This is a genomic window from Pseudoxanthomonas winnipegensis (genome assembly GCF_004283755.1).
In the GTDB taxonomy this organism is placed as follows: Bacteria; Pseudomonadota; Gammaproteobacteria; order Xanthomonadales; family Xanthomonadaceae; genus Pseudoxanthomonas_A; species Pseudoxanthomonas_A winnipegensis.
In genome coordinates, this window is record NZ_SHMH01000001.1 from 678,133 (window position 1) to 696,931 (window position 18,799).

General features: G+C 69.2%; 16 protein-coding genes. 9 read left to right on the plus strand and 7 right to left on the minus strand.

The annotated features are described in order from the left end of the window. Positions 1-113 precede the first annotated feature (113 nt). Both EAT51_RS03065 and EAT51_RS03070 read right to left on the minus strand, forming a co-directional pair. Positions 114-1,727: an alpha/beta hydrolase fold domain-containing protein gene (locus tag EAT51_RS03065; RefSeq protein ID WP_130515200.1), complete on the minus strand. Its 1,614-nt coding sequence runs from the start codon at positions 1,725-1,727 to the stop codon at positions 114-116. 21 nt (positions 1,728-1,748) lie between these two features. After that, positions 1,749-3,365: an amidase family protein gene (locus tag EAT51_RS03070; protein WP_130515198.1), complete on the minus strand. Its 1,617-nt coding sequence runs from the start codon at positions 3,363-3,365 to the stop codon at positions 1,749-1,751. A 197-nt stretch (positions 3,366-3,562) separates the two neighbouring features. Between EAT51_RS03070 and argE the strand changes: the two genes are divergently transcribed. From argE to EAT51_RS03085, 3 genes are all read left to right on the plus strand, one after another. Further along, entirely contained in the window at positions 3,563-4,735 is a 1,173-nt protein-coding gene (argE, locus tag EAT51_RS03075; RefSeq protein ID WP_130516166.1) for an acetylornithine deacetylase, read from the plus strand. Beyond that, on the plus strand, positions 4,732-6,045 hold the full coding sequence (locus EAT51_RS03080) for a spinster family MFS transporter (protein WP_130515196.1): 1,314 nt from the start codon (positions 4,732-4,734) through the stop codon (positions 6,043-6,045). Before argE ends, EAT51_RS03080 begins: the two co-directional genes overlap by 4 nt. A gap of 327 nt (positions 6,046-6,372) precedes the next feature. Then, positions 6,373-8,481, plus strand: coding sequence for a TonB-dependent siderophore receptor (locus EAT51_RS03085; RefSeq protein WP_228257790.1), 2,109 nt, complete (start codon positions 6,373-6,375; stop codon positions 8,479-8,481). A gap of 187 nt (positions 8,482-8,668) precedes the next feature. Here the strand turns inward: EAT51_RS03085 and EAT51_RS03090 are convergent, their stop codons facing one another. After that, on the minus strand, positions 8,669-10,030 hold the full coding sequence (locus EAT51_RS03090) for an alpha/beta hydrolase (RefSeq protein ID WP_130515192.1): 1,362 nt from the start codon (positions 10,028-10,030) through the stop codon (positions 8,669-8,671). A gap of 23 nt (positions 10,031-10,053) precedes the next feature. Then, complete coding sequence (locus EAT51_RS03095) at positions 10,054-11,142, minus strand: AraC family transcriptional regulator (RefSeq protein ID WP_165421889.1); 1,089 nt, start codon at positions 11,140-11,142, stop codon at positions 10,054-10,056. A gap of 389 nt (positions 11,143-11,531) precedes the next feature. Between EAT51_RS03095 and EAT51_RS03100 the strand changes: the two genes are divergently transcribed. Beyond that, entirely contained in the window at positions 11,532-12,026 is a 495-nt protein-coding gene (locus EAT51_RS03100; RefSeq protein ID WP_130515188.1) for an Lrp/AsnC family transcriptional regulator, read from the plus strand. Positions 12,027-12,154: 128 nt separating this feature from the next. On the opposite strand, the gene EAT51_RS03105 is transcribed toward EAT51_RS03100, so the two are convergent. The 3 genes from EAT51_RS03105 to trpE all read right to left on the minus strand — a co-directional run bounded on the left by EAT51_RS03105 (position 12,155) and on the right by trpE (position 15,505). After that, complete coding sequence (locus EAT51_RS03105) at positions 12,155-12,919, minus strand: SIMPL domain-containing protein (protein ID WP_130515186.1); 765 nt, start codon at positions 12,917-12,919, stop codon at positions 12,155-12,157. A gap of 61 nt (positions 12,920-12,980) precedes the next feature. Continuing rightward, the gene (locus EAT51_RS03110; RefSeq protein WP_130515184.1) at positions 12,981-14,033 is read right to left on the minus strand and encodes a threonine aldolase family protein; all 1,053 of its coding nucleotides are present in this window, start codon (positions 14,031-14,033) and stop codon (positions 12,981-12,983) included. Beyond that, positions 14,033-15,505: an anthranilate synthase component I gene (gene trpE, locus EAT51_RS03115; RefSeq protein WP_130515182.1), complete on the minus strand. Its 1,473-nt coding sequence runs from the start codon at positions 15,503-15,505 to the stop codon at positions 14,033-14,035. The genes EAT51_RS03110 and trpE overlap by 1 nt, the downstream gene beginning before the upstream one ends. Before the next feature lie 310 nt (positions 15,506-15,815). Here trpE and EAT51_RS03120 point away from each other — a divergent pair, with 310 nt between their 5' ends. From EAT51_RS03120 to EAT51_RS03135, 5 genes are all read left to right on the plus strand, one after another. Beyond that, complete coding sequence (locus EAT51_RS03120) at positions 15,816-16,055, plus strand: DUF1653 domain-containing protein (RefSeq protein ID WP_130515180.1); 240 nt, start codon at positions 15,816-15,818, stop codon at positions 16,053-16,055. Next, on the plus strand, positions 16,052-16,204 hold the full coding sequence (locus EAT51_RS20205) for a hypothetical protein (protein ID WP_165421890.1): 153 nt from the start codon (positions 16,052-16,054) through the stop codon (positions 16,202-16,204). Before EAT51_RS03120 ends, EAT51_RS20205 begins: the two co-directional genes overlap by 4 nt. 252 nt (positions 16,205-16,456) lie before the next feature. Next, positions 16,457-16,777 (plus strand): DUF3649 domain-containing protein, encoded by a 321-nt coding sequence (locus tag EAT51_RS03125; RefSeq protein ID WP_130515178.1) that lies wholly within the window; start codon positions 16,457-16,459, stop codon positions 16,775-16,777. Between the two features lie 67 nt (positions 16,778-16,844). Further along, entirely contained in the window at positions 16,845-18,464 is a 1,620-nt protein-coding gene (locus EAT51_RS03130; RefSeq protein WP_130515176.1) for a PepSY-associated TM helix domain-containing protein, read from the plus strand. Further along, positions 18,461-18,793, plus strand: a complete 333-nt coding sequence (locus EAT51_RS03135; RefSeq protein ID WP_130515174.1) for a DUF3325 domain-containing protein — start codon at positions 18,461-18,463, stop codon at positions 18,791-18,793. Before EAT51_RS03130 ends, EAT51_RS03135 begins: the two co-directional genes overlap by 4 nt. Positions 18,794-18,799 lie beyond the last annotated feature (6 nt).

Genomic DNA, 18,799 nt, shown 5'->3' on the forward strand with positions numbered 1-18,799 from the left:
ACCGGCCGACCCTAGCCCATCCCGCATCGGCGTGCCGCAGCGCAGGCCATCTCCTCATCTTGGTCAAGCCATGCGTCCGCATGCCCCGGCTCGATGTTTTTCGTGCGCGCCGGTCAGGCGGCGCGGGAGCGCACCTGGCCCAGCAGCACCTGGCGCAGCCAGGCCACGCCATCGTCGAGCGCTTGGTTGGCGAGCCTGGAGACGGCCAACGCCTCGATGAAGCTGTGCGGCGCGCCCGGGTAGACCCGCAGCTGGACCGCGTTGCCCACCGCAAGCAGCGCGCCGGCCATTTGAAGATTCTGCTCGACCAGCACATCGCACTCGCCCACCTGCACGAACACCGGCGGCAGGCCCTGCAGATCGGCCAGCAGGGGCGCGGCATAGGGCTCGCGCAGGCGGTCGATCCTGTCGATGTAGTTGTTCCAGAAGAAGTCGGTTTCCTCGCCGCTGAGCATATCGGCCGAGGTTCCGTAACGCTGGCGCGCGGCGGGTGAGCAATGGGGAGAGAAGCCACCGTAGAGGCTGAGCACGGCCTTGACCACCTCACCGTGCCCGGCATCGCGCAGGCGCAGGACCGCGCCCATCGACAGATTGCCGCCGGCGGAATCGCCGGCCAGCGCCAGCCGCTCCCCGTCCAGGCCAAGCGTCTGGCCATGGGCGCGCAGCCACAACGCCAGCGCGATCACCTGGTCCAGCGCGGCCGGGTACGGCGCTTCCGGTGCCAGTGCGTAATCCAGCCCGACCACCGCCATGCCGCTGCGCGCCGCGTACTCGCGCATCACACGGTCGTGCGTGTCCAGGCTGAACATCGCCCAGCCGCCGCCGTGCAGGTAAATCATGGTCGGCTTGGCAACGCCCGGGGACGGGTCTTGGATGCGCAACCGCAGTGGGCCCGCCTCGGTGTCGATGATCGCATCGGTCGTCCTGGCGACCTGTGCGCCGCCGGTGCGCCACGGCAGCCGCGACGCCTCGGCGATCTGCCGCTTCTGCGGCCAGTCGAGCACACGTCCGGCGGTGAGGCGGCGGCCGGTGGCGACCACCTCATCGATGAACAGCTTGATCTCCGGATCGAGGGGCTTGGCGGCCGGCGCGCTGGGCGGCAGCGCTTCGGCCGATCGTCCCGCGGAGAAGCGCCGCATCCAGGCTGCCAGGTCGTGCTGCCCGGTGATGTCCAGCCCACGCAGGATGTCGGCGAACACCTCGTCGCGTTCGTCCTGGCCAAGCTTGAAACGGCTGCGCACGGCTAGCACGCGCGCCTCGAAGCCAACCACGCCTTGCGCCAGTTGGTGATAGCGCGGCCCCATCTCTTCCGTGCTCCAGGCGGCAGGACGCCCGGCCTCCATCTGCTCGACCAGACCGCCGATCAGGCGATCGGCGTCCGCTTTGCTGTCGCGCAACGCGATCTGCACATCGAACAGCGCCCAGCCGAAATTCCAGGTCGGCGCGCGCGTGCGATCGCCAAACCACGACGGGGACACATAGCCCTGCGGCCCGATCAGCAGCACCGTGGCGCGGCCATCGGCGGCGATGGCCGCCAGCTGCGCGTTGTTGCGCGCGAAGTGACCCAGCAGGGTGACCGGTGTGCCGTCTTCGGCGCATACCAGTTGAATCGGCAGTGGCGTGGCGTGCTGTGCACCAGGCGCTCCGGAAACCACCCAGGCCAGTGGCTGCTGTCGCACCAGCAAGGGCAGGTCATCGGGCCGGCGGGAGGCAAACGGATCGTTCATGGGATCAAGGGTTCCAGAGCGTCAGGAGCCCAGCGCGGCCACGCTGGTGGCAGGCCAGCGCTCGGCCCAGGGCAAGGCGGCTTCGAGTTCGTAGGCCAGCGCCAGCAGGGTGTCTTCGTGGCCCCGGTCGGCGGCGAACATGCTGCCGACCGGCAAGCCTTCCGCGGTTTGGAACAACGGCAGCGAGATCGCCGGCGTGCCGGCCATGTTCTGCAGCGGCGTGTAGGCGATCCAATCGAACATGTCCGCCAGCAGGCGCTCGGTCGGCACGTTCGGGCCATAGGTGCCGAGCAGGGGCGGCGGCGCACGGGTCACCGGCGAGAGGACCACATCGAAGCGCTCGAAGAACGCCGCGAGCAGTCGCGGCAGCTCGGCGAAGTGGCGATACGCGCGCTCCAGCCGCGAGGTCGGCAGGCGCCATGCGCGCGCCGCCAGGCCGAGCGTCCAAGGTTCCAGCGCATCCTCCAGCCTGCCGCCGCCGATGAGGGCGCGGGTCGCGTCCACGCAGTCGGCGGCCAGATGCGACCACACGTCCTGGAATGCGTCGAGGACATCGTCGCCGTCGATGGGCCAGGCGACCGTTTCGATCCGATGGCCGAGCGAGGCGCACAGCGCCGCGCTCCGCGCGATCGCATCGGCGGTCTGCGCATGGGGCGTCTGCCTGCGCAACCCGTGCGGAATCAGCGCGATGCGCAGGCGGCGGGAGCCGGCGTTGCGCACCATCGCGCGCTGCGGATCAAGGTGCGCGGCGGCGAAGCCCCAGGCCACATCGCGCACGCTGCGCGCCATCAGACTGTCGGCCACCAGCAGATCCTCGATCGGATGCCGGCCGCGCACGCGCACCGTGCTGTCGCGACCGGGCTTGAGGCCGACCAGACCACAGCAGGAGGACGGCAGACGGATCGATCCGCCGCCATCGCTGCCTTGCGCCAGGGGCACCAGGCCTGCCGCGACGGCAGCCGCGGCACCTCCGCTGGAGCCACCCGGAGAATGCGCCAGGGACCAGGGATTGCGCGTGGTCGGGCCGCACAGCGGTTCGGTCGAGGCCAACAGACCGAACTCGGGCATCGCGCTCTTGCCCACCGCGACCAGGCCCGCGGCCTGTAGACGATCCACGTAGGGCAAGCCACGTTCGACCAGGCGTCGGCTGCGGCTACGCGAGCCGCCGGTGGTCGGCATGCCGGGATAATCGAGCGAGTCCTTGGGCAACCAGGGCACGCCGCGCATCGCGGCCTGCGCGGGAAGCGCGGCCAGCTCACGCGTTGCAAGGGCCGGATCGTAATGACTCAACGCCTGCAGCGCCGGTTCGAGAGCATCGATCCGCAGCAACGCGGCTTCGACCAGCGCGGCCACGGGCAGCTCGCCACGCCGCACGAGCGCGGCCTGGTCGTGCGCATCGAGCCGCCCCAGGGCCAGTGCCTCGGCGCGGGACAGGGACAGCGTCACCGGGCCACCTGCCCGTTCGGCAGCACCCGCTCCGTCGACGGGCTTGGCGTGCAGCGCACACGGGTGAGGGCCGCGCTCGACTCGGGCAGCGTCGCCTGGTCGTGCCGGTCCAGCGCGGCACGCAATCGGCTTGTTGCTGCGACGTCTGCCATGGTCTTTGTCATCGTGCCTCGGAAGATGCTGGGGCGACATGGGTCTGCCATGCCGGCGGCCATGCTGTGCGTTGCCTGGCCCTCCTGCTTCGCCGAATGCGCACGCCCACTTCGCCGAATGCACCCGGCAGGCTCCTGCCGCATGACCCTTTCGGTTAAGTCCAAGGCCCGATCGGCCACCCGGGGCCGGCGAAGTGCGGCTAGGCTGCCGACAGTCATCACGTGACAGGGCACCTCTTGGCCAGCACCGCACCCTCTTCCACGGCGACCGCACGCCAGTGGCTGGAACACCTGGTCGCGTTCGACACGACCTCGCGCCATTCGAACCTGGCCTTGATCGCGTCCGTTGAAGCCTGGCTGCAGGCCCTTGGCGTCCGATCGCTTCGCATCACCGGCGCCGAGGGCCAGAAGGCCAATCTGCTGTTCTCCATCGGCCCCCAAGTGGCGGGCGGTGTCGTTCTATCGGGACATACCGATGTCGTGCCGGTGGACGGCCAGCCCTGGACCAGCGATCCCTGGGCGCTCGTCGAACGCCAGGGCCGGCTCTACGGGCGCGGGTCGGCCGACATGAAGGGCTTCCTGGCCGTCGGCCTGTCGCGGGTGCCCGCCATGCTGGCGGCCAATCTCAAGCGCCCGGTGCATTTCGCCCTGTCCTACGACGAAGAGGTCGGCCTGCTGGGCGCGCCCGCGTTGATCCAGGCCCTGCTCGAACAGGTGCCAAGACCTGACCTGGTGATCGTCGGCGAGCCGACCGGCATGCGCATCGTCGACCGGCACAAGGGCATCATGGGCCTGCGCACCACCGTACGCGGCCACGAGGCGCATTCGAGCCAGACCCATCTGGGCGTCAGCGCGATCATGGTCGCCACCCGGCTGATGGCCAGGATCGCCGAGATCGCCGAGCGCCTGGCGGCCGAGCCGCTGGCACCCAACGGCTTCGAACCGGCGCATACCACCCTCACCATCGGCTTGGTCAACGGCGGTACCGCGCCGAACATCCTGGCGCGCGAATGCAGCTTCATCTGGGATATCCGCTCGACCTCGCCCCGCCAGGCGCGCGCGCTCTATGACGAGGTCCAGAGCCTGGCGAACGAACTGGATGCCCAGATCCGCGCGCGCTTCGCCGATTGCGGCATCACGACCGAGATCCTGTCCAACGCCCCGGCGTTGACCGGCCAGAGCAATGGCCCGGCCCTGGACTTCGTCTCGCGGCTGGCGGGAACCGACCAGTGCGAGGCCGCCTCGTATCTGGCCGAGGCCGGCCTGTTCGAGCAGGCCGGATTGCCCACCGTCATCTGCGGGCCCGGCTGGATCGCACAGGCGCACCAGCCCGATGAGTACATCGAAGTCGGCCAGCTCGCCGCAGGTGAGGCCTTCATGGACCGCCTGATCGACGCGCTGTGTCGATGAGCGCCTCCCCCTCCCTCCCCGGCAAACGTCTGATCGGCTCGCGCGGCTGGGTGCTTGGCATCCTCACCTCGATCTATCTCACCAACTTCATCGATCGCCAGATCCTGTCGATCCTGCTGCCGCAGATGCGCGATGAGTTCCACCTGTCCGACACCTCGCTCGGCCTGCTGGTGGGCCCGACCTTTGCGCTGTTCTACGCCACCATGGGCGTGCCGCTGGCGCTGCTGGCCGATCGGGTCAGCCGCCGGCGCCTGATCGCCGTCTCGCTGACGCTGTTCTCGGCGATGACCATGGCCTGCGGGCTGGTGACCCAGTTCTGGCAGCTGGCGCTGGCCCGCGTGCTGACGGGCGTGGGCGAAGCCGGCACCGGACCGGCCTCGCAGACGATGATCACCGACCTGTATCCGCCGCAGCGGCGCGCACGGGCGCAGGCGATCTACGCGGTGGGCTCCAATCTGGGCGTGCTGGTAGCCTTCGCCGCGGGCGGCGCCATCGCCGCCGCATGGGGCTGGCGCGCCGCCTTCATCGCCGCCGGCCTGCCCGGCCTGGTCTTGACCGTCCTGCTGCTCGCCACGGTGCGCGATCCCGAACGCGGCGCCAGCGATGGTCATGGCGGCGGCGAGCAGATTCCTGCGTTCGGCGGGGTGCTGGGCCAGCTGTGGCGCAGCCGCTGCTTCCGCTACCTGGCGCTGGGTGCATGCGCCACCTGCTTCACCTCCTATTCGCTGAGCGGCTTCTTCCCGCTGTTCCTGTCGCGCAGCCACGGCATGGCCACCGGCGACATCGGTCTGGTCATGGCCATGATCATGGGCGTGTGCGGCGGCCTGGCCACCTACGCCGCAGGCCATCTGGCCGATCAGTTCGGCAAGCGCGACGTGCGCTGGTATGCCTATGTCCCGGCGTTGGCGGCTCTCGCGCCGCTGCCGCTGGCGCCGTTCTGCTTCCTCGCCGACAGCACCGCCATCGCGCTGGCTGCGGCGATCGTGCCGCTGTCCATGACCGCCGCCTTCGTCGGGCCCACGATCACCGTGGTCCAGCGCCTGGTGCCGCTGCGCAGCCGCGCGACCGCGGTGGCGGTGCTGATCTTGATCGACAACATCGTCGGCCTGGGCCTGGGACCGCAGTTCGTGGGCGTGGCCAGCGACCTGTGGAAGCCGGCGCTGGGGCAGGACTCGCTGCGCTACGCCATGCTGGCCGCGATGGGAGGCTCGGCCGTCTCGGTATTCGGCTTCCTGATGGCGGCCCGGCACCTGCGCAGCGCCCTGGACGCACCCCAGGTCAAAGCCGGCGCGGCGGCATCGAATGGCTAAGCCGCGCGCCTTCACGACGAAGCAACACACCGCGCACTGGCGGTAGCTTCAGGCCAGGCCAGCCCACCACAGTCTGGTGGCCTGGAGGGTTGGATCAGCCGCGGCGCGCGCCCGCGCGTGCGCCGCGGATCCGATGTCCAACGCATCCCCGCTCTGCGAAGTCCCCACGTCCGATCCGGTGTCCGCCGCATGCCTGCGCCGGCTCCGGCGCTCCGTTCCGCCGCCTGCTCACCTGCCCGCCGCCCGAGGATTTCCATGATCACGCCCAAGCGCCCCGACCGCTGTCGTCCCCACCTTTCCCTGCTTGCGCTCAGCCTGTTTGCCGCCTTGAACGCACACGCCCAGAGCACCAATGCCGTGGCCGCGTCCAGTCCCGACCCGCAGGCCGAGACCACGACGGCCACCGCGCCCAAGGACCTGGACAGACTGATGGTGGTCGGCCAGCGCGCCACCCGGGTCAGCAACGGCGCCACCAACCTGGACCTGGACATCAAGGACACCCCGCAGTCGATCAGCGTGGTGAGCCGCGAGCAGATGCGTCAGTTCGGCGCCGACAGCCTCAACGACGCGCTGCGGCTGGCCACCGGCATCCAGGTCGAACAGGTCTCGACCAACCTGACCAACTTCCTGTCGCGTGGCTTCGAGATCAAGAACACCCAGATCGACGGCGTCGGCATGCCGAACGGCTGGGGCGTAGTCACCAATGCCATGGATGCCTACGGCTTCGACAAGGTCGAGGTGATCCGCGGCGCCAACGGACTGCTGACCGGCGTGGGCAACGCCTCGGGCACGATCAACTACGTGCGCAAGCGCCCGACCAACGAGGCGCAGGGCGAGGCCGGCGTCACCGTCGGCTCGGAAAACCGGCGCCGCGTGCAGGCGGATTACTCCACGCCCTTCAGCGCCGACGGCACCTGGGCTGGGCGACTCGTGTTCGCCCGCGAGAAGTCCGACTCCTATCTGCGCGGCTTCGAAAGCGACCGCACCTATCTCTATGGCGTGGTCGACGGCCAGGTGGGCGAGAACGGCACGCTGGCCTTCGGCTACTCCTACCAGAAGGCCGACACCCGCGGCGGCATGTGGACGGCGCTGAACTTCATCGCCACCAACGGCACCCAGCTGTCCTGGCCGCGCAGCGCCTCGACGGCGCAGGACTGGACCTATTGGAACTCGACCACCAAGGCCGCTTTCGCCGAGTACACCCATCAGCTGGGCGACAACTGGCAGGCCAAGCTGTCCTACAACGACCGCGAGTACGACCACATCGCGCAGCTGTTCATGGCCTACTCGCCCGCCGGCCTGGATGCGGCGACCGGCACGGGTCTGTACGGCTGGGCCTATCGCAGCCCTTACGAAACCAAGGCGCACATCGGCGACCTGACGCTGCATGGCCATTTCGACCTGATGGGCCAGGACCAGGAGGCGATGTTCGGCGTCAGCGCCGCACGCAGCGAGGGCGTGGACTGGTACAACCCGACCGATACCACCGGCCCGGCCTTCGGGCCGCTGCCAGGATTCCCGTACGCGGGCGATGTGATTGCCGAACCGCAGTGGGGCGCCAAGCAGGTCTATACGACCTTGAATCAGCGTCTGGTGCGCGTGTTCGGGGCTTCCCGCATCGCGTTCACCGATCGGTTCAAGACCATCCTCGGCTTCAACTGGGCGCAGTATCAGCGCGACAGTACCGACATCGTCGGCGGCAGGGCGGACAACACCGATCGCAACCTCGCCCCCTACGTCGGCGTGACGTTCGACTTCACCGACACGATCACCGGCTACGCCAACTATTCCTACATCTACCAGCCCCAGGACCAGGTCGACTACGACCGCCGCTATCTGGATCCCAGCAAGGGCAGCAACTACGAAGTGGGGATCAAGGGCGAATGGCTGGACCGTCGACTGCTGACCACCCTGGCGTTGTTCAAGGCCAAGCAGGAGGGGCTGGCCACCTTCGTCGGCACGCGTTTCATGACCGGCTACGCCTACAACTACTACGATCCGGTGGGCGTCGAGTCGCAGGGCGTCGAGCTGGAGATCAGCGGCCGGGTCGGCGAGTACACCCAGGTCCAGTTCGGCTACACCCAACTGGCGATGGATGGCGCCGAGGGGGACGACACCTACCCGTGGGTGCCACGCAGGACCGCGAACCTGTTGCTCAGCACGCGCCTGTCCGGCCTGCCGGCGATCTCCTTCGGCGCTGGCGCGCGCTGGCAGAGCGAGGCCGCCAAGTACGAGGGCTACGTGACCTCAAGACCGGTGCGCCAGTCGGGCTACACGCTGCTCAACGCCTTCGCGGCCTGGGACATCGGCAAGGACCTGACCCTGCGCGTCAACGCCAGCAACCTCACCGACAAGAAGTACATCCAGAGCCTTTACGCGATCGGCTACTACGGGCCGCCGCGCACGTACGCGGTGAGCCTGGACTGGCGCTTCTGAGGTCCTGTGCCTAGGGGCGCATCGACGAGCGTGCAGTCGGATGTGGAAACGGCCCCGAGGGGCCGCTTTCGTCGGGCGACTGGCTCTGACGTCAATAGCGCGAGTCGGCCATCTCCAACCTGGACACCGTTGATGCCGAGCACGGGCGCGATGGCAGCGCGTGGAACGAACGCCCACTCGCTATCAGTCAGTCCTTTGTACCGTCCTGCTCCTGCTCGATCCAGCGCTGCACCTGCACCGGCTTATGCGGGACCAGCGCGGGATGACGCGCGATCGCCGCATCCAGCGTGGCGGGCACCTGGCCCCGCAGCTGGACATCGAGAAAGGTCAGCACGACATCGTTCACCGCCGCGGCCGCATCGGCAGGCGCGAGGTCGCCAAAGCGCTCGACCCGCTTCTGACCCACCAGCAAGCCCAGATCGGTGAAGCCCAGATGGCGCAGCCCCTGCACGCGCAGGCGCACGATACGCGGGTCCTGGCCCGCGGTCCGCCAGGGCTCGTAGGCCAGGTCGTTGGGGCTGAAGGCCGGATCCTTCGGCTGCGGCGGCAACAGTCCGTAACGCGGCCAGTCGCTGAGCATCAGCAACAGCGGACGTTGCACCGGACTGTCGTACAGATCGGCATCCAGGTTCTGTCCATCCAGGTTGACCGCCGCCTGACATGCGACGACATGGCGACAGCCTGCCGCGGCGGCGGCGCCGCCCATCGACATCCCGACGAATGCCAGACGGTTGCGGTCGGCATGTTCCATGACCTGGCGCAGCGCCTGAGGCTCGTGTTGCGCGTGGATCGCATTGGCCACGAAGATCGCATCGTCACGCCACTGCGTCGCGGCGCGACCGACCCGACTGCCGGGTTGGGCCTGCGCGTAGATGGCCAGCGCCTGCCTGCGCGCGGACAGGTCGGCGCCGGCCGCCAGGATCTTCCAGGCTTCGGCGAACCTTGGGTCATCGGCCTGTCCCATCGGCTGGGTGGGCACCAGCGTGCCGTCCTGCAGCCGCAGGTCGGCCGCATCGCCGGGGTGGGCGATCGACACGACGATGTAGCCATGGCTAGCCAGCTGCATCGCCAGCGCGGTGTTCTGCTCGGGATACAGGAACAGCCCATGGCTGTACACCACGACAGGGAAGCCCCCCTTTGTCCGCGCCGGCAGCGCATTCGCCTGGGCCCGCACCCGCGCCGAGGCGAGCGACTGCAGGTCAGTGGGCGGATAGGCGAACAACCGCGCGATCGCCGGGAGTGTGGTGGCGATGCCGGCCTCCGACAGGTAGCCGACCGCTCGTTCCTGCGTTGCCGCCTGCGCCGGATACCACACCACGGCCGGCAGCCGGCGCGGCGCACTGGCCTCGTTCGCGACCTGCATCGCCCGCGCAGGATCGACGAATTCGGTACGGAGCACGCCCACCCCATAGCGGCCGTCCGCGGACAGCAGGTCTTCCGCGGTAGCGCGGGCGCTCAGGCAGGCAAGGATCGCCAGGGACAGAACGGCGAACGAGGTGCGAGGCTTCATACAGGATTCCCATGCTGCGCGGCGCTTCGACCGCACCATTGTGCCGAACGGATCGGCACTGCTTAGTTCGTAAGGTCAGCCGAGCCGCCATGCGCGTGCAGGACGGTCCGGCGCTGGCGCAGCGGTTCGCGCCGCGCCGCCGCCAGGGCACCGGTCCGATGCGCGCTGGGATTGGAACCGAACGCCAGCTTGAATGCGCGCGTGAAACTGCCAGGACACTCGTAGCCGCACTCGATGGCGATGTCGATCATCGACATATCGCTGCCGCTGACCAGCGCGAGGGCTTTTGCCAACCTGACCTGCTTGTAGGTCTGGCCCACGCTGCTGCGGAAGAACGCCTGAAACCCCTGCTGCAGCTTCTTGACCGTCATGCCGACAGCGTTGGCCAGGTCGGAGACGCTCAGCGGCTCACCGAGATTCTCCTCGATCAGACGCTTGGCCTCGCGCACCTTGTCGATGTCAGCCCGCCGCAGCATCGGCTCGGCGGGCGCCTCGACGGTGGCGTACGAACGGATCACCGAGCACACGATCTCGATCGACTTCGCCGTCAGGTACAGGCGCCGCAACTCGCCCTCGTAGGCGCAGTCCAGCGCCTGGGAAGCCGCGATGCCGGCACCGCTGTCCAGCGGCACATGCCGCAGACCGATCGGCGTGCGATGCAAGAGGTAGTCGCGGAAGAGCGCAGGCAAGGCGTCAATGTCCAGTCCCAGCGCCTTCTTGGCGCGGTCGCGGCGCAGGAAGACCGAGACATAGCGCAGCGGTCGGTTCGGCTCGTAGACCGTGCGGATCGACGCGCCGCTGGCCAGCCCGTAGAACGTGCAGAAGCCATGGGCAAGATCGTCTCCCGGCTGTCCGGCCTCGGCGCAGATCATGCTGCGCCCTTCGACCATCGCGCAGAACACCAGGTGATCGTCATGCCGATGCGAGCGGATGAGCCGGTCGGCCGCGCAGAAATCGATCATGGCGATCGAGAGCGCATCGTTGAGCTGGAGAAACTCCCATCCGCCCTCGCCCAGGCGTCGATCGTAGTGATGCCGGAATCCCTGACAGGAAGGCAGCGGCTCGCGCCAGCCCTCCTGTATCACGCCATGCCGTCCAGGCAGCCCGACGCTCGCTTTCATGTCCTCGATGGTCTGTTCGCTCAGGAGCACGTTCGATGTCTCCGCAACAGGGGCCGGAAGGGGCGCAAGCCACGGTGGTCCGTCGCCGACAGTGCCGGATCCCGTCCCACATCCAGGATCCGATGCCTCGGGCAGCGCTGGCCGCCCACCGCGGTGCCGGAACATCATGCGTGTGACATCCCGGTGGCTGTCCAGCCCGTCGCCGCGGTCGGACAACACGCCTATGTGGTTGTTTTGCAATAGCAAGCGCACGTGGGCACGCAACATCCGCGCGTCCAGCGGCCTGTAGACGCCTCAGGCGGCGAACACGGGGGCGCAACAACGCCGACAAATCGCACGGGCCGGCACCGGGCCACGCCGTTGCAACGCCGCGCGCGGGCACGCCACACTGCGGGCGTCGTCCCAGATGCCGCACGCGCATGCCTCCGAAGGACTCCATCGACCGCATCGACCTGAAGATCCTCCAGGCACTGCAGGAAAATGCCCACATCAAGAACCGCGACCTCGCCGAGCGCGTGGCGCTTTCGCCGAGCGCCTGCCTGCGCAGGGTCAAGGATCTGGAGGAGCGCGGCCTGATCACCGGTTATCGCGCCCATGTGGCGATCGACCGCATCCGCACGGTGACGATCGTGATCGCGCAGCTCTCGTTCGGACTGCATTCGGACCGGCAGTTCTCCGGCTTCGACGAATGGATCAGCCGCAAGCCGGAGGTGATCGAGTCGGTGCGGATCAGCGGCCACTACGACTACCTGCTGCGCGTGGTGACCAGCGACATCCACGACTGGAAGCGCATCATGCGCGAGATGACCGAGGAGAACTTCGGCATCGAGAAGATCGTCACCAGCTTCCTGCTGGACAGCATGAAGTCCTTCGACGGCTATCCGCTCCAGCCGACCGGTCAGAAGGAGCGCTAGATCGCGTCATCGGATCGGCCGTGGCGCCCGGCCACGAGACAGGCGGCATATCTCGACTCGGGTACAGCAAGACGCCGACGGGCATCCAGTTGGAACACTGCTGCATCATCCGCTGCATGGCGGTGTACTCACTGCGCGATCAGGAAGACCGCATAGACGTTTTCGGAAAGGGTGAGGGTGCCGGCTTCGAGCGATTCGCCGTCGGCCGGGCGCAGCGTTGGGTCCACCCGCGCGCCGAAGTCGGCCGAAGGCGGCGGTGGTGCCGGCGGGAACGGCGATTCCGGGCTTCGCCATGTCCCGGCCTGGATGCCGTAGCTGAAGGCGGGCGCCACGTCGGAGATGGTGTACAGGCCGGACAATCTGACGCCGTAGGCTTTTGCCAGCCCTTCGGCCGCCTGTCGCGATTGCGCGGCCGCTTCGCCCTTCAAGGTCGCGCGCAGCGCGGCCTCGTCGCGGTAGCCGGGCGTGATGCCCGAGAGCTGCAGGAACTCGCTGGTCTTCAATTCACCCAGGAAGGCGCGGGTGTCTTCCAGCGTGCCGAAGGCGACCGCCAGTCTGCGCGTGACTTCCGTGCCCTTGAACACCTCGCGCCCTTCTTCGTACGCATGCGCTGGCTTGATTTCCATCGTGGCCGCCTGGATCGAGCCGGGCAAGGCATGGTGGCGATGGAAGGCCGCCAGCACGCCGGTCGCATCGGCCTGCACCTTGCCGCGCGCGACCTCAGGCGACGGATCGACCCGATCGAGCGTCACCACCACGCCGAAGCGATCCGGCCGGACCTCCCGGTGCGCCTCGCCCTTGACCAGCAGATGCGGCTGCGCGGGCAGGCTGTTGATCTGCGCGGATGCGACCACGGGGTACAAAAGGGCCAGCAGTATCCAGAGACGTTTCATCGCATCGCTCCTGCGTTGGGCAACAGGCCGGCCAACGGCCTGTCGGATGATCCAGGCGTGTTCATCGCACCAGGCGCGCCACTTCGGCGATCAGCGCCTCCACCGCTTCCGGGCGGGTGGCCCAGGAGGTGACGAAGCGGATCACGGCATGGGTGTCGCTGTGCGGCGCCCAGCGCTCGAAGGCGGTCAGGCGGGCCAGCGCTTCGATGTGCGCATGCGCCAGCACGGGGAAGATCTGGTTGGTCGGCGAGTCGATCAGCATCTGGACGCCGGCCGCCTTCAGGCCCGACTGCAGGCGCTGCGCCATGGCATTGGCGTGCGCGCCGAGTTCGACGAACAGCGCGTCCTCGAACAGCGCCTCGAACTGGCAGCCCACCACCATGCCCTTGGCCAGCATCGCGCCGCGCTGCTTGATCAGGTAGCGCAGGTCGGCCTGCAGCGCCGGCTCGACCACCACCAGCGCCTCGCCCAGCAGGGCGCCGTTCTTGGTGCCGCCGATGTAGAAGGCGTGGGTGAGCGCGGCGATCTCGGCCAGGCCCAGGTCGTCGCCGGCGGCGGCCAGCGCGCAGCCCAGCCGCGCGCCGTCGAGGAACAGCAGCAGGCCGCATTCATCGCAGAGGTCTCGCAGCGCCTGCAGCTCGGCGCGGGTGTAAAGCGTGCCCAGTTCGGTGGTGTGCGAGACGTACACCAGGCGCGGCTTGACCATGTGCTCGCTGGTGTTGGCGGCCAGCAGGCCGCGCACGGCGTCCACGGTGAGCTTGCCTTCCACGTGCGGGGCGACCAGCACCTTGTGGCCGGTGGCCTCGATCGCGCCGGTCTCGTGCGTGGCCACGTGGCCGGTGTCGACCGCGATCACCGCCTCGTGCGGGCGCAGGAAGGCGGAGATCGCCAGCAGGTTGGTCTGCGTGCCGCCGGCCAGGAAATGCAACTGCGCCTGCGGCTGACCGCAGCGCGCGCGGATCAGTTCGGCCGCGCGCAGGCTGTGGCGATCCAGGCCATAGCCGGTGTTCTGCTCTGCGCTGGCCTGGGTCAGCGCCTGCATCAGCCGTGGATGCGCGCCTTCGCTGTAGTCGTTGCGGAACGAGGCCAGTCTGGTCATGCCGCTCCCGTCCATCACAGCCCCTTGGCGGCCTGCGCGACCGCGCGGAACAGGGCGCGGCCCTTGTTCATGGTCTCCTTCCATTCCAGGTCCGGGTCGGAGTCGTAGACCACGCCGCCGCCGGCCTGCACGTACAGGTGGCCGTCCTGGATGACGGCGGTGCGGATGGCGATGGCCGTGTCGGCATCGCCATGCCAGCCGATGTAGCCGACGGCGCCGGAATAGACGTTGCGCTTGACCGGCTCGAGTTCGGCGATGACCTCCAGCGCGCGGATCTTCGGCGCGCCGCTGACGGTGCCGGCCGGGAAGGTCGCACGCAGCACGTCGGCGTAGCTCAGTCCCTGCTTCAGCTTGCCGGTGACCTCGCTGACGATGTGCATGACATGGCTGTAGCGCTCGATCACGAACTGCTCGCCCACCTCCACCGTGCCGGGCTCGGCCACGCGGCCGACATCGTTGCGGCCCAGGTCGATCAGCATCACGTGCTCGGCACGCTCCTTCGGATCGGCCAGCAGCTCGGCCTCCATGGCCGCGTCCTCCTCCGGCGTGTGGCCGCGGCGGCGCGTACCGGCGATCGGGCGCACGGTGACGGTGTCGCCCTGCAGGCGCGCCAGGATCTCCGGCGACGAGCCGACCACCTGGGTGCCACCGACATCGATGAAATACATGTACGGCGAGGGATTGAGCGCGCGCAGCGCACGATACACATCGACCGGACGCGCGCGGAACGGCACGCGCAGGCGCTGGCTGGGCACGACCTGGAAGATGTCGCCGGCGCGCACGTATTCCTGCGCGGTGCGGACCATGGCGTGGTACTCCTCGCGGGTGAACGAGGAGCGGAAATCGCCCTCGTCGATCGCATCGGACAGCTGCGTCTGCGGATAGCCTGCGCCGGCCTGGCGCAGGCGGTGCGCCAGCTCGTCCAGGCGGCGGTTGGCCTTGGCCCAGGCCTGCGGCTGGGTGGGGTCGGCGTGTACGATTAGGTACAGCCGGCCCTTGAGGTTGTCGAACACCGCCAGCTCTTCGGAGAGCATCAGCAGGATCTCGGGGGTGTTCAGCTCGTCGGGCTTGTCCACCGCCAGGCGCGGTTCGATGTAGCCGATGCACTCGAAGCCGAACCAGCCCACCAGCCCGCCGGTGAAGCCGGGCAGGCCCTCGAACCTGGGCACCGAATGCGCGGCGCGCAGCGCCTCGACCTCGGCCAGCGGATCGGCCACATGGCGCGACTCGACCACTTCGCCGTAGTCCCGCGTTTCCAGGGTGTGGCCGCGCACGGCGTACACGCGCCGGGCGGGCAGGCCGATGATCGAATAGCGGCCGAAGCGTTCGCCGCCCTCGACCGATTCGAACAGATAGGTATAGGGGCCGTCGGCGAGCTTGAGATAGACCGAAAGCGGCGTGTCCAGGTCGGACAGCACTTCACGGACGACGGGGATGCGGGTGTGGCCTTCAGCAGCGTGCTGCTGGAACTGCTCTGCGGTGATCAAGAGGACATTCCTTACCGGACGCGGGGGCGGGACGGACGACGGCAACAGGCCACCATCGCCACGCGCGGCGAGCGGAAAGGGAGGAACGCTTGGTCGTCACGGCGGGCACGGGCGGTACTTTACCGCACTGCGGCAGGCGTGCAACGCAGACTGTGCTGGCCGGCGTCAGCCGGTGACTGCGAGGCGCGGCCGGCAGGCCCTGCAGGCGCGTCATCCGCAGATGCCGCGGGCTAACCCCGCCTTGGCGATCGACGGGAGCGTCTGCCTGCCGGACACGTATCCTGCCCCTTCCGCCATCGCGAACCGCGCCATGTCCGACCTGCCTGCCCTGCCCGCCACGCCCCCGGGGCGCTACGTCCACTACAAGGGCGGCCAGTACGAGGTGATCGGCGCGGTGCGCCACAGCGAGACGCTCGAGCCGCTGGTGCTCTACCGCGCGCTCTACGGCGAAGGCGGCCTGTGGGTGCGGCCGCATGCGATGTTCTTTTCCGAGGTGGAGATCGACGGCGCGCGCCAGCCGCGCTTCCGCCGCCTCGACGGGGTAGCGTGAGCGCATCGGCGATCGCGCTGCGCCAGGCGGTCTGGCCCGATGACGGCGCGCTGTTCGCCGCGCCGGGCTCCGTCGACAGCGCGACGTCTCGCTTCGACCCGGTGGCCGGGACCCGCTTCATGAAATTCGTCTTGCCGCTACCGGCCTGAGCGCGGCGACCGGGGCGCATTGACGGCGCCGACCCAAAAGAGAACAATTCTCATCAGCCACGCCCGTCGTGCGTTCGCACGCGTCCGCTCGAACCTCAAGGCCAGCCCTCCCCTGCCGCCTGCCGGCCTGTCGCAGGCCGGTTCCTGCTTCTCGATGGGATGTCTGATGTCTTGCCTTGCCTGCGTGTCGTTACCGTCCGGCCCCGCTCCTGCGTGTGCGATCTTCCCGTGCGCGCCCGAGGCGACGCGGCCATGAGCGCGACCTCCATGCGCGGCGCCGCCGTCTTCTCGTCCTGGCTCCGCCGGCCCTGGGTGGGCGTGCTCTCGCGCAGCCTGGCGGCGATCTTCGGCGGCTATGCGCTGGCGGCCAGCACCGGCGCGTTCCTGGCGGTGGCGCTGCCGATCGCGCGCAGCCAGGCGGTGCTGACCGGCATGCTGCTGGCGATCCTGGTGTGCGCCTGCGCGGCGCTGTGGGCCTTCGCCACGGCCAGCGCCTGGAAGGCCTGGGCCGGGATCCTGATCCCGACCGCGCTGCTGGCCCTGACCACCTGGCTGCTCAAGGTGCTGGCATGAACGCAGCGCCGCCGGTTCGCAGCCTTGGCCGCGTCCGCCAGACGCGTGGCACGCAGGGCATGACGCCATGAAGCAGGGCTTCCGCCAGTCGATGGCCTGGCTGCACACCTGGACCGGCCTGCTGGTGAGCTGGCTGTTGCTGCTGATCTTCATGGGCGGCACGGCCAGCTACTACCGCGAGGAGATCAGCCGCTGGATGCGCCCGGAGCTTGCGCGCACGGTGGTCTCGCCGGAACAGGCGGCGACCAGCGCGCTGGCCTATCTGCAGCGCGAGGCGCCGAACGCCGACTACTGGAACGTGACCCTGCCCGATGCGCGCAACCCGGCGCTGGACATGTACTGGATGAACCCGGCCGCCGAGGGCGCGGGCAACGACCGCGCCGCACGCCGCGCGCGCTTCGGCCAGGCCACGGTCGATGCGGCCACCGGCGAGGCTTCGGCGGTGCGCGACACGCGCGGCGGCGAGTTCTTCTACCGGTTGCACTTCGACCTGTACGCGATCCCGGTGCTGTGGGCGCGCTACATCGTCGGCTTCTGCGCGATGTTCATGCTGGTGGCGATCATCACCGGGGTGATCACGCACAAGAAGATCTTCAAGGACTTCTTCACCTTCCGCCCACGCAAGGGCCAGCGCTCGTGGCTGGATTTCCACAACGTCAGCGCGGTGATGGCCCTGCCCTACCACCTGGTGATCACCTACACCGGCATCGTCACGCTGATGGCGATGTATCTGCCGATCGGCATCAAGGTGGCCTATCCGGAAGGCGAGCAGGCCTTCTACACCGAGTCCTTCAGCGACCTGCCGGCGGTCGGGCCGGCCGCCGGCAAGCCGGGCGAGCGCAAGCCGGTCGCCGAGCTGCTGGCCGATGCGCGCCTGGCGCTGGGCGGCGCGCCGGTGGCCAGCTTCCGCATCGACCATCCCGGCGATGCGGCGCAGACCTTCAGCGCCTACCAGCGCACCAGCCAGCGGCTCTCCTACGAGGCGCCGTCGGTGCGGCTGGATGCGGCCAGCGGCCGGGTCCTGGCGCGCAGCGCCAGCGCCGGTGGCGCCTCGGAGACGCGCGGGGTGCTGTACGGCCTGCACATCGCGCGCTTCGCCGATGCCGGACTGCGCCTGCTGCTGTTCTGCTCGGGCCTGCTCGGCTGCCTGATGGTGGCCAGCGGCGCGGTGCTGTGGGGCATCAAGGAACGGACCAAGCACGCCAAGTCGGGCAGGGTCGGGTTCGGCCTGCGCCTGGTCGATGCGCTCAACATCGGCGCGGTCGGCGGCCTGCCGATCGCGTTCGCCAGCTACTTCTGGGCCAACCGGCTGCTGCCGTTGCAGCTGGAGGCGCGGCCGGACATGGAGGCGCGGGTGTTCTTCATCGCCTGGGCGCTCGCCCTGCTGGCGGGCTTTGTCTGGCCGCGGCGGCAGACCTGGGCGTGGCTGCTGTACGTGGGTGCGGCCCTGTTCGCGCTGATCCCGCTGCTCAACGCGGCCACCACCCACATCCATCTGGGCGTGACCCTGCGCGAGGGCGACTGGGCGCTGGCCGGGGTCGATCTGGTGACCTGCCTGCTCGGCCTGGCGCTGGCGGTGTGCGGCTGGCGCATGCAGCACTGGACGCCGCCGGTCTCGGCCGCGGACAAGCGCCGGCGCCAGGCGCAGGCCACGCAGGCGCCGGCGGCCGAAGGCGGCGCGGCATGAGCCTGCTGGCGATCGCGCTGGCCTTCAGCGGCTTCGTCGGCCTGTGCCTGGGCATGGAGAAGCATCAGCTGGAGCTGCACGGCGCCGCGCGGGCGCAGGACCGTGCGCGCCGGCGCTGGGCCTGGCTGGGCTGGGCGCTGGTGGCGGCGTCGTTCGCCTGCGCGGTGGCCGCGCGCGGCTGGGGCGTCGGCCCGGTGCTGTGGCTGGTGGCGATGACGGTCTCGGGCATCGTCATCACCTTCGGCCTGCTGCCCTACCGCCCGCGCTGGGTGAAGCCGGGCGCGGTGCTGCTGCCGCTGCTGGCGCTGGCGGGCTTGCTGGTCGGTTGAGGCCAG

Excerpts from the sequence above, each read along its gene's own strand:
- EAT51_RS03065 (WP_130515200.1), bottom strand. The coding sequence starts at position 1,727 with ATGAACGATCCGTTTGCCTCCCGCCGGCCCGATGACCTGCCCTTGCTG.
- EAT51_RS03130 (WP_130515176.1), top strand. The coding sequence starts at position 16,845 with ATGAAGCAGGGCTTCCGCCAGTCGATGGCCTGGCTGCACACCTGGACC.
- EAT51_RS03125 (WP_130515178.1), top strand. The coding sequence starts at position 16,457 with ATGAGCGCGACCTCCATGCGCGGCGCCGCCGTCTTCTCGTCCTGGCTC.
- EAT51_RS03105 (WP_130515186.1), bottom strand. The coding sequence starts at position 12,919 with ATGAAACGTCTCTGGATACTGCTGGCCCTTTTGTACCCCGTGGTCGCA.
- EAT51_RS03100 (WP_130515188.1), top strand. The coding sequence starts at position 11,532 with ATGCCTCCGAAGGACTCCATCGACCGCATCGACCTGAAGATCCTCCAG.
- EAT51_RS03120 (WP_130515180.1), top strand. The coding sequence starts at position 15,816 with ATGTCCGACCTGCCTGCCCTGCCCGCCACGCCCCCGGGGCGCTACGTC.
- EAT51_RS03110 (WP_130515184.1), bottom strand. The coding sequence starts at position 14,033 with ATGGACGGGAGCGGCATGACCAGACTGGCCTCGTTCCGCAACGACTAC.
- EAT51_RS03080 (WP_130515196.1), top strand. The coding sequence starts at position 4,732 with ATGAGCGCCTCCCCCTCCCTCCCCGGCAAACGTCTGATCGGCTCGCGC.
- EAT51_RS03070 (WP_130515198.1), bottom strand. The coding sequence starts at position 3,365 with ATGTCGCCCCAGCATCTTCCGAGGCACGATGACAAAGACCATGGCAGA.
- EAT51_RS03135 (WP_130515174.1), top strand. The coding sequence starts at position 18,461 with ATGAGCCTGCTGGCGATCGCGCTGGCCTTCAGCGGCTTCGTCGGCCTG.
- EAT51_RS03090 (WP_130515192.1), bottom strand. The coding sequence starts at position 10,030 with ATGGTGCGGTCGAAGCGCCGCGCAGCATGGGAATCCTGTATGAAGCCT.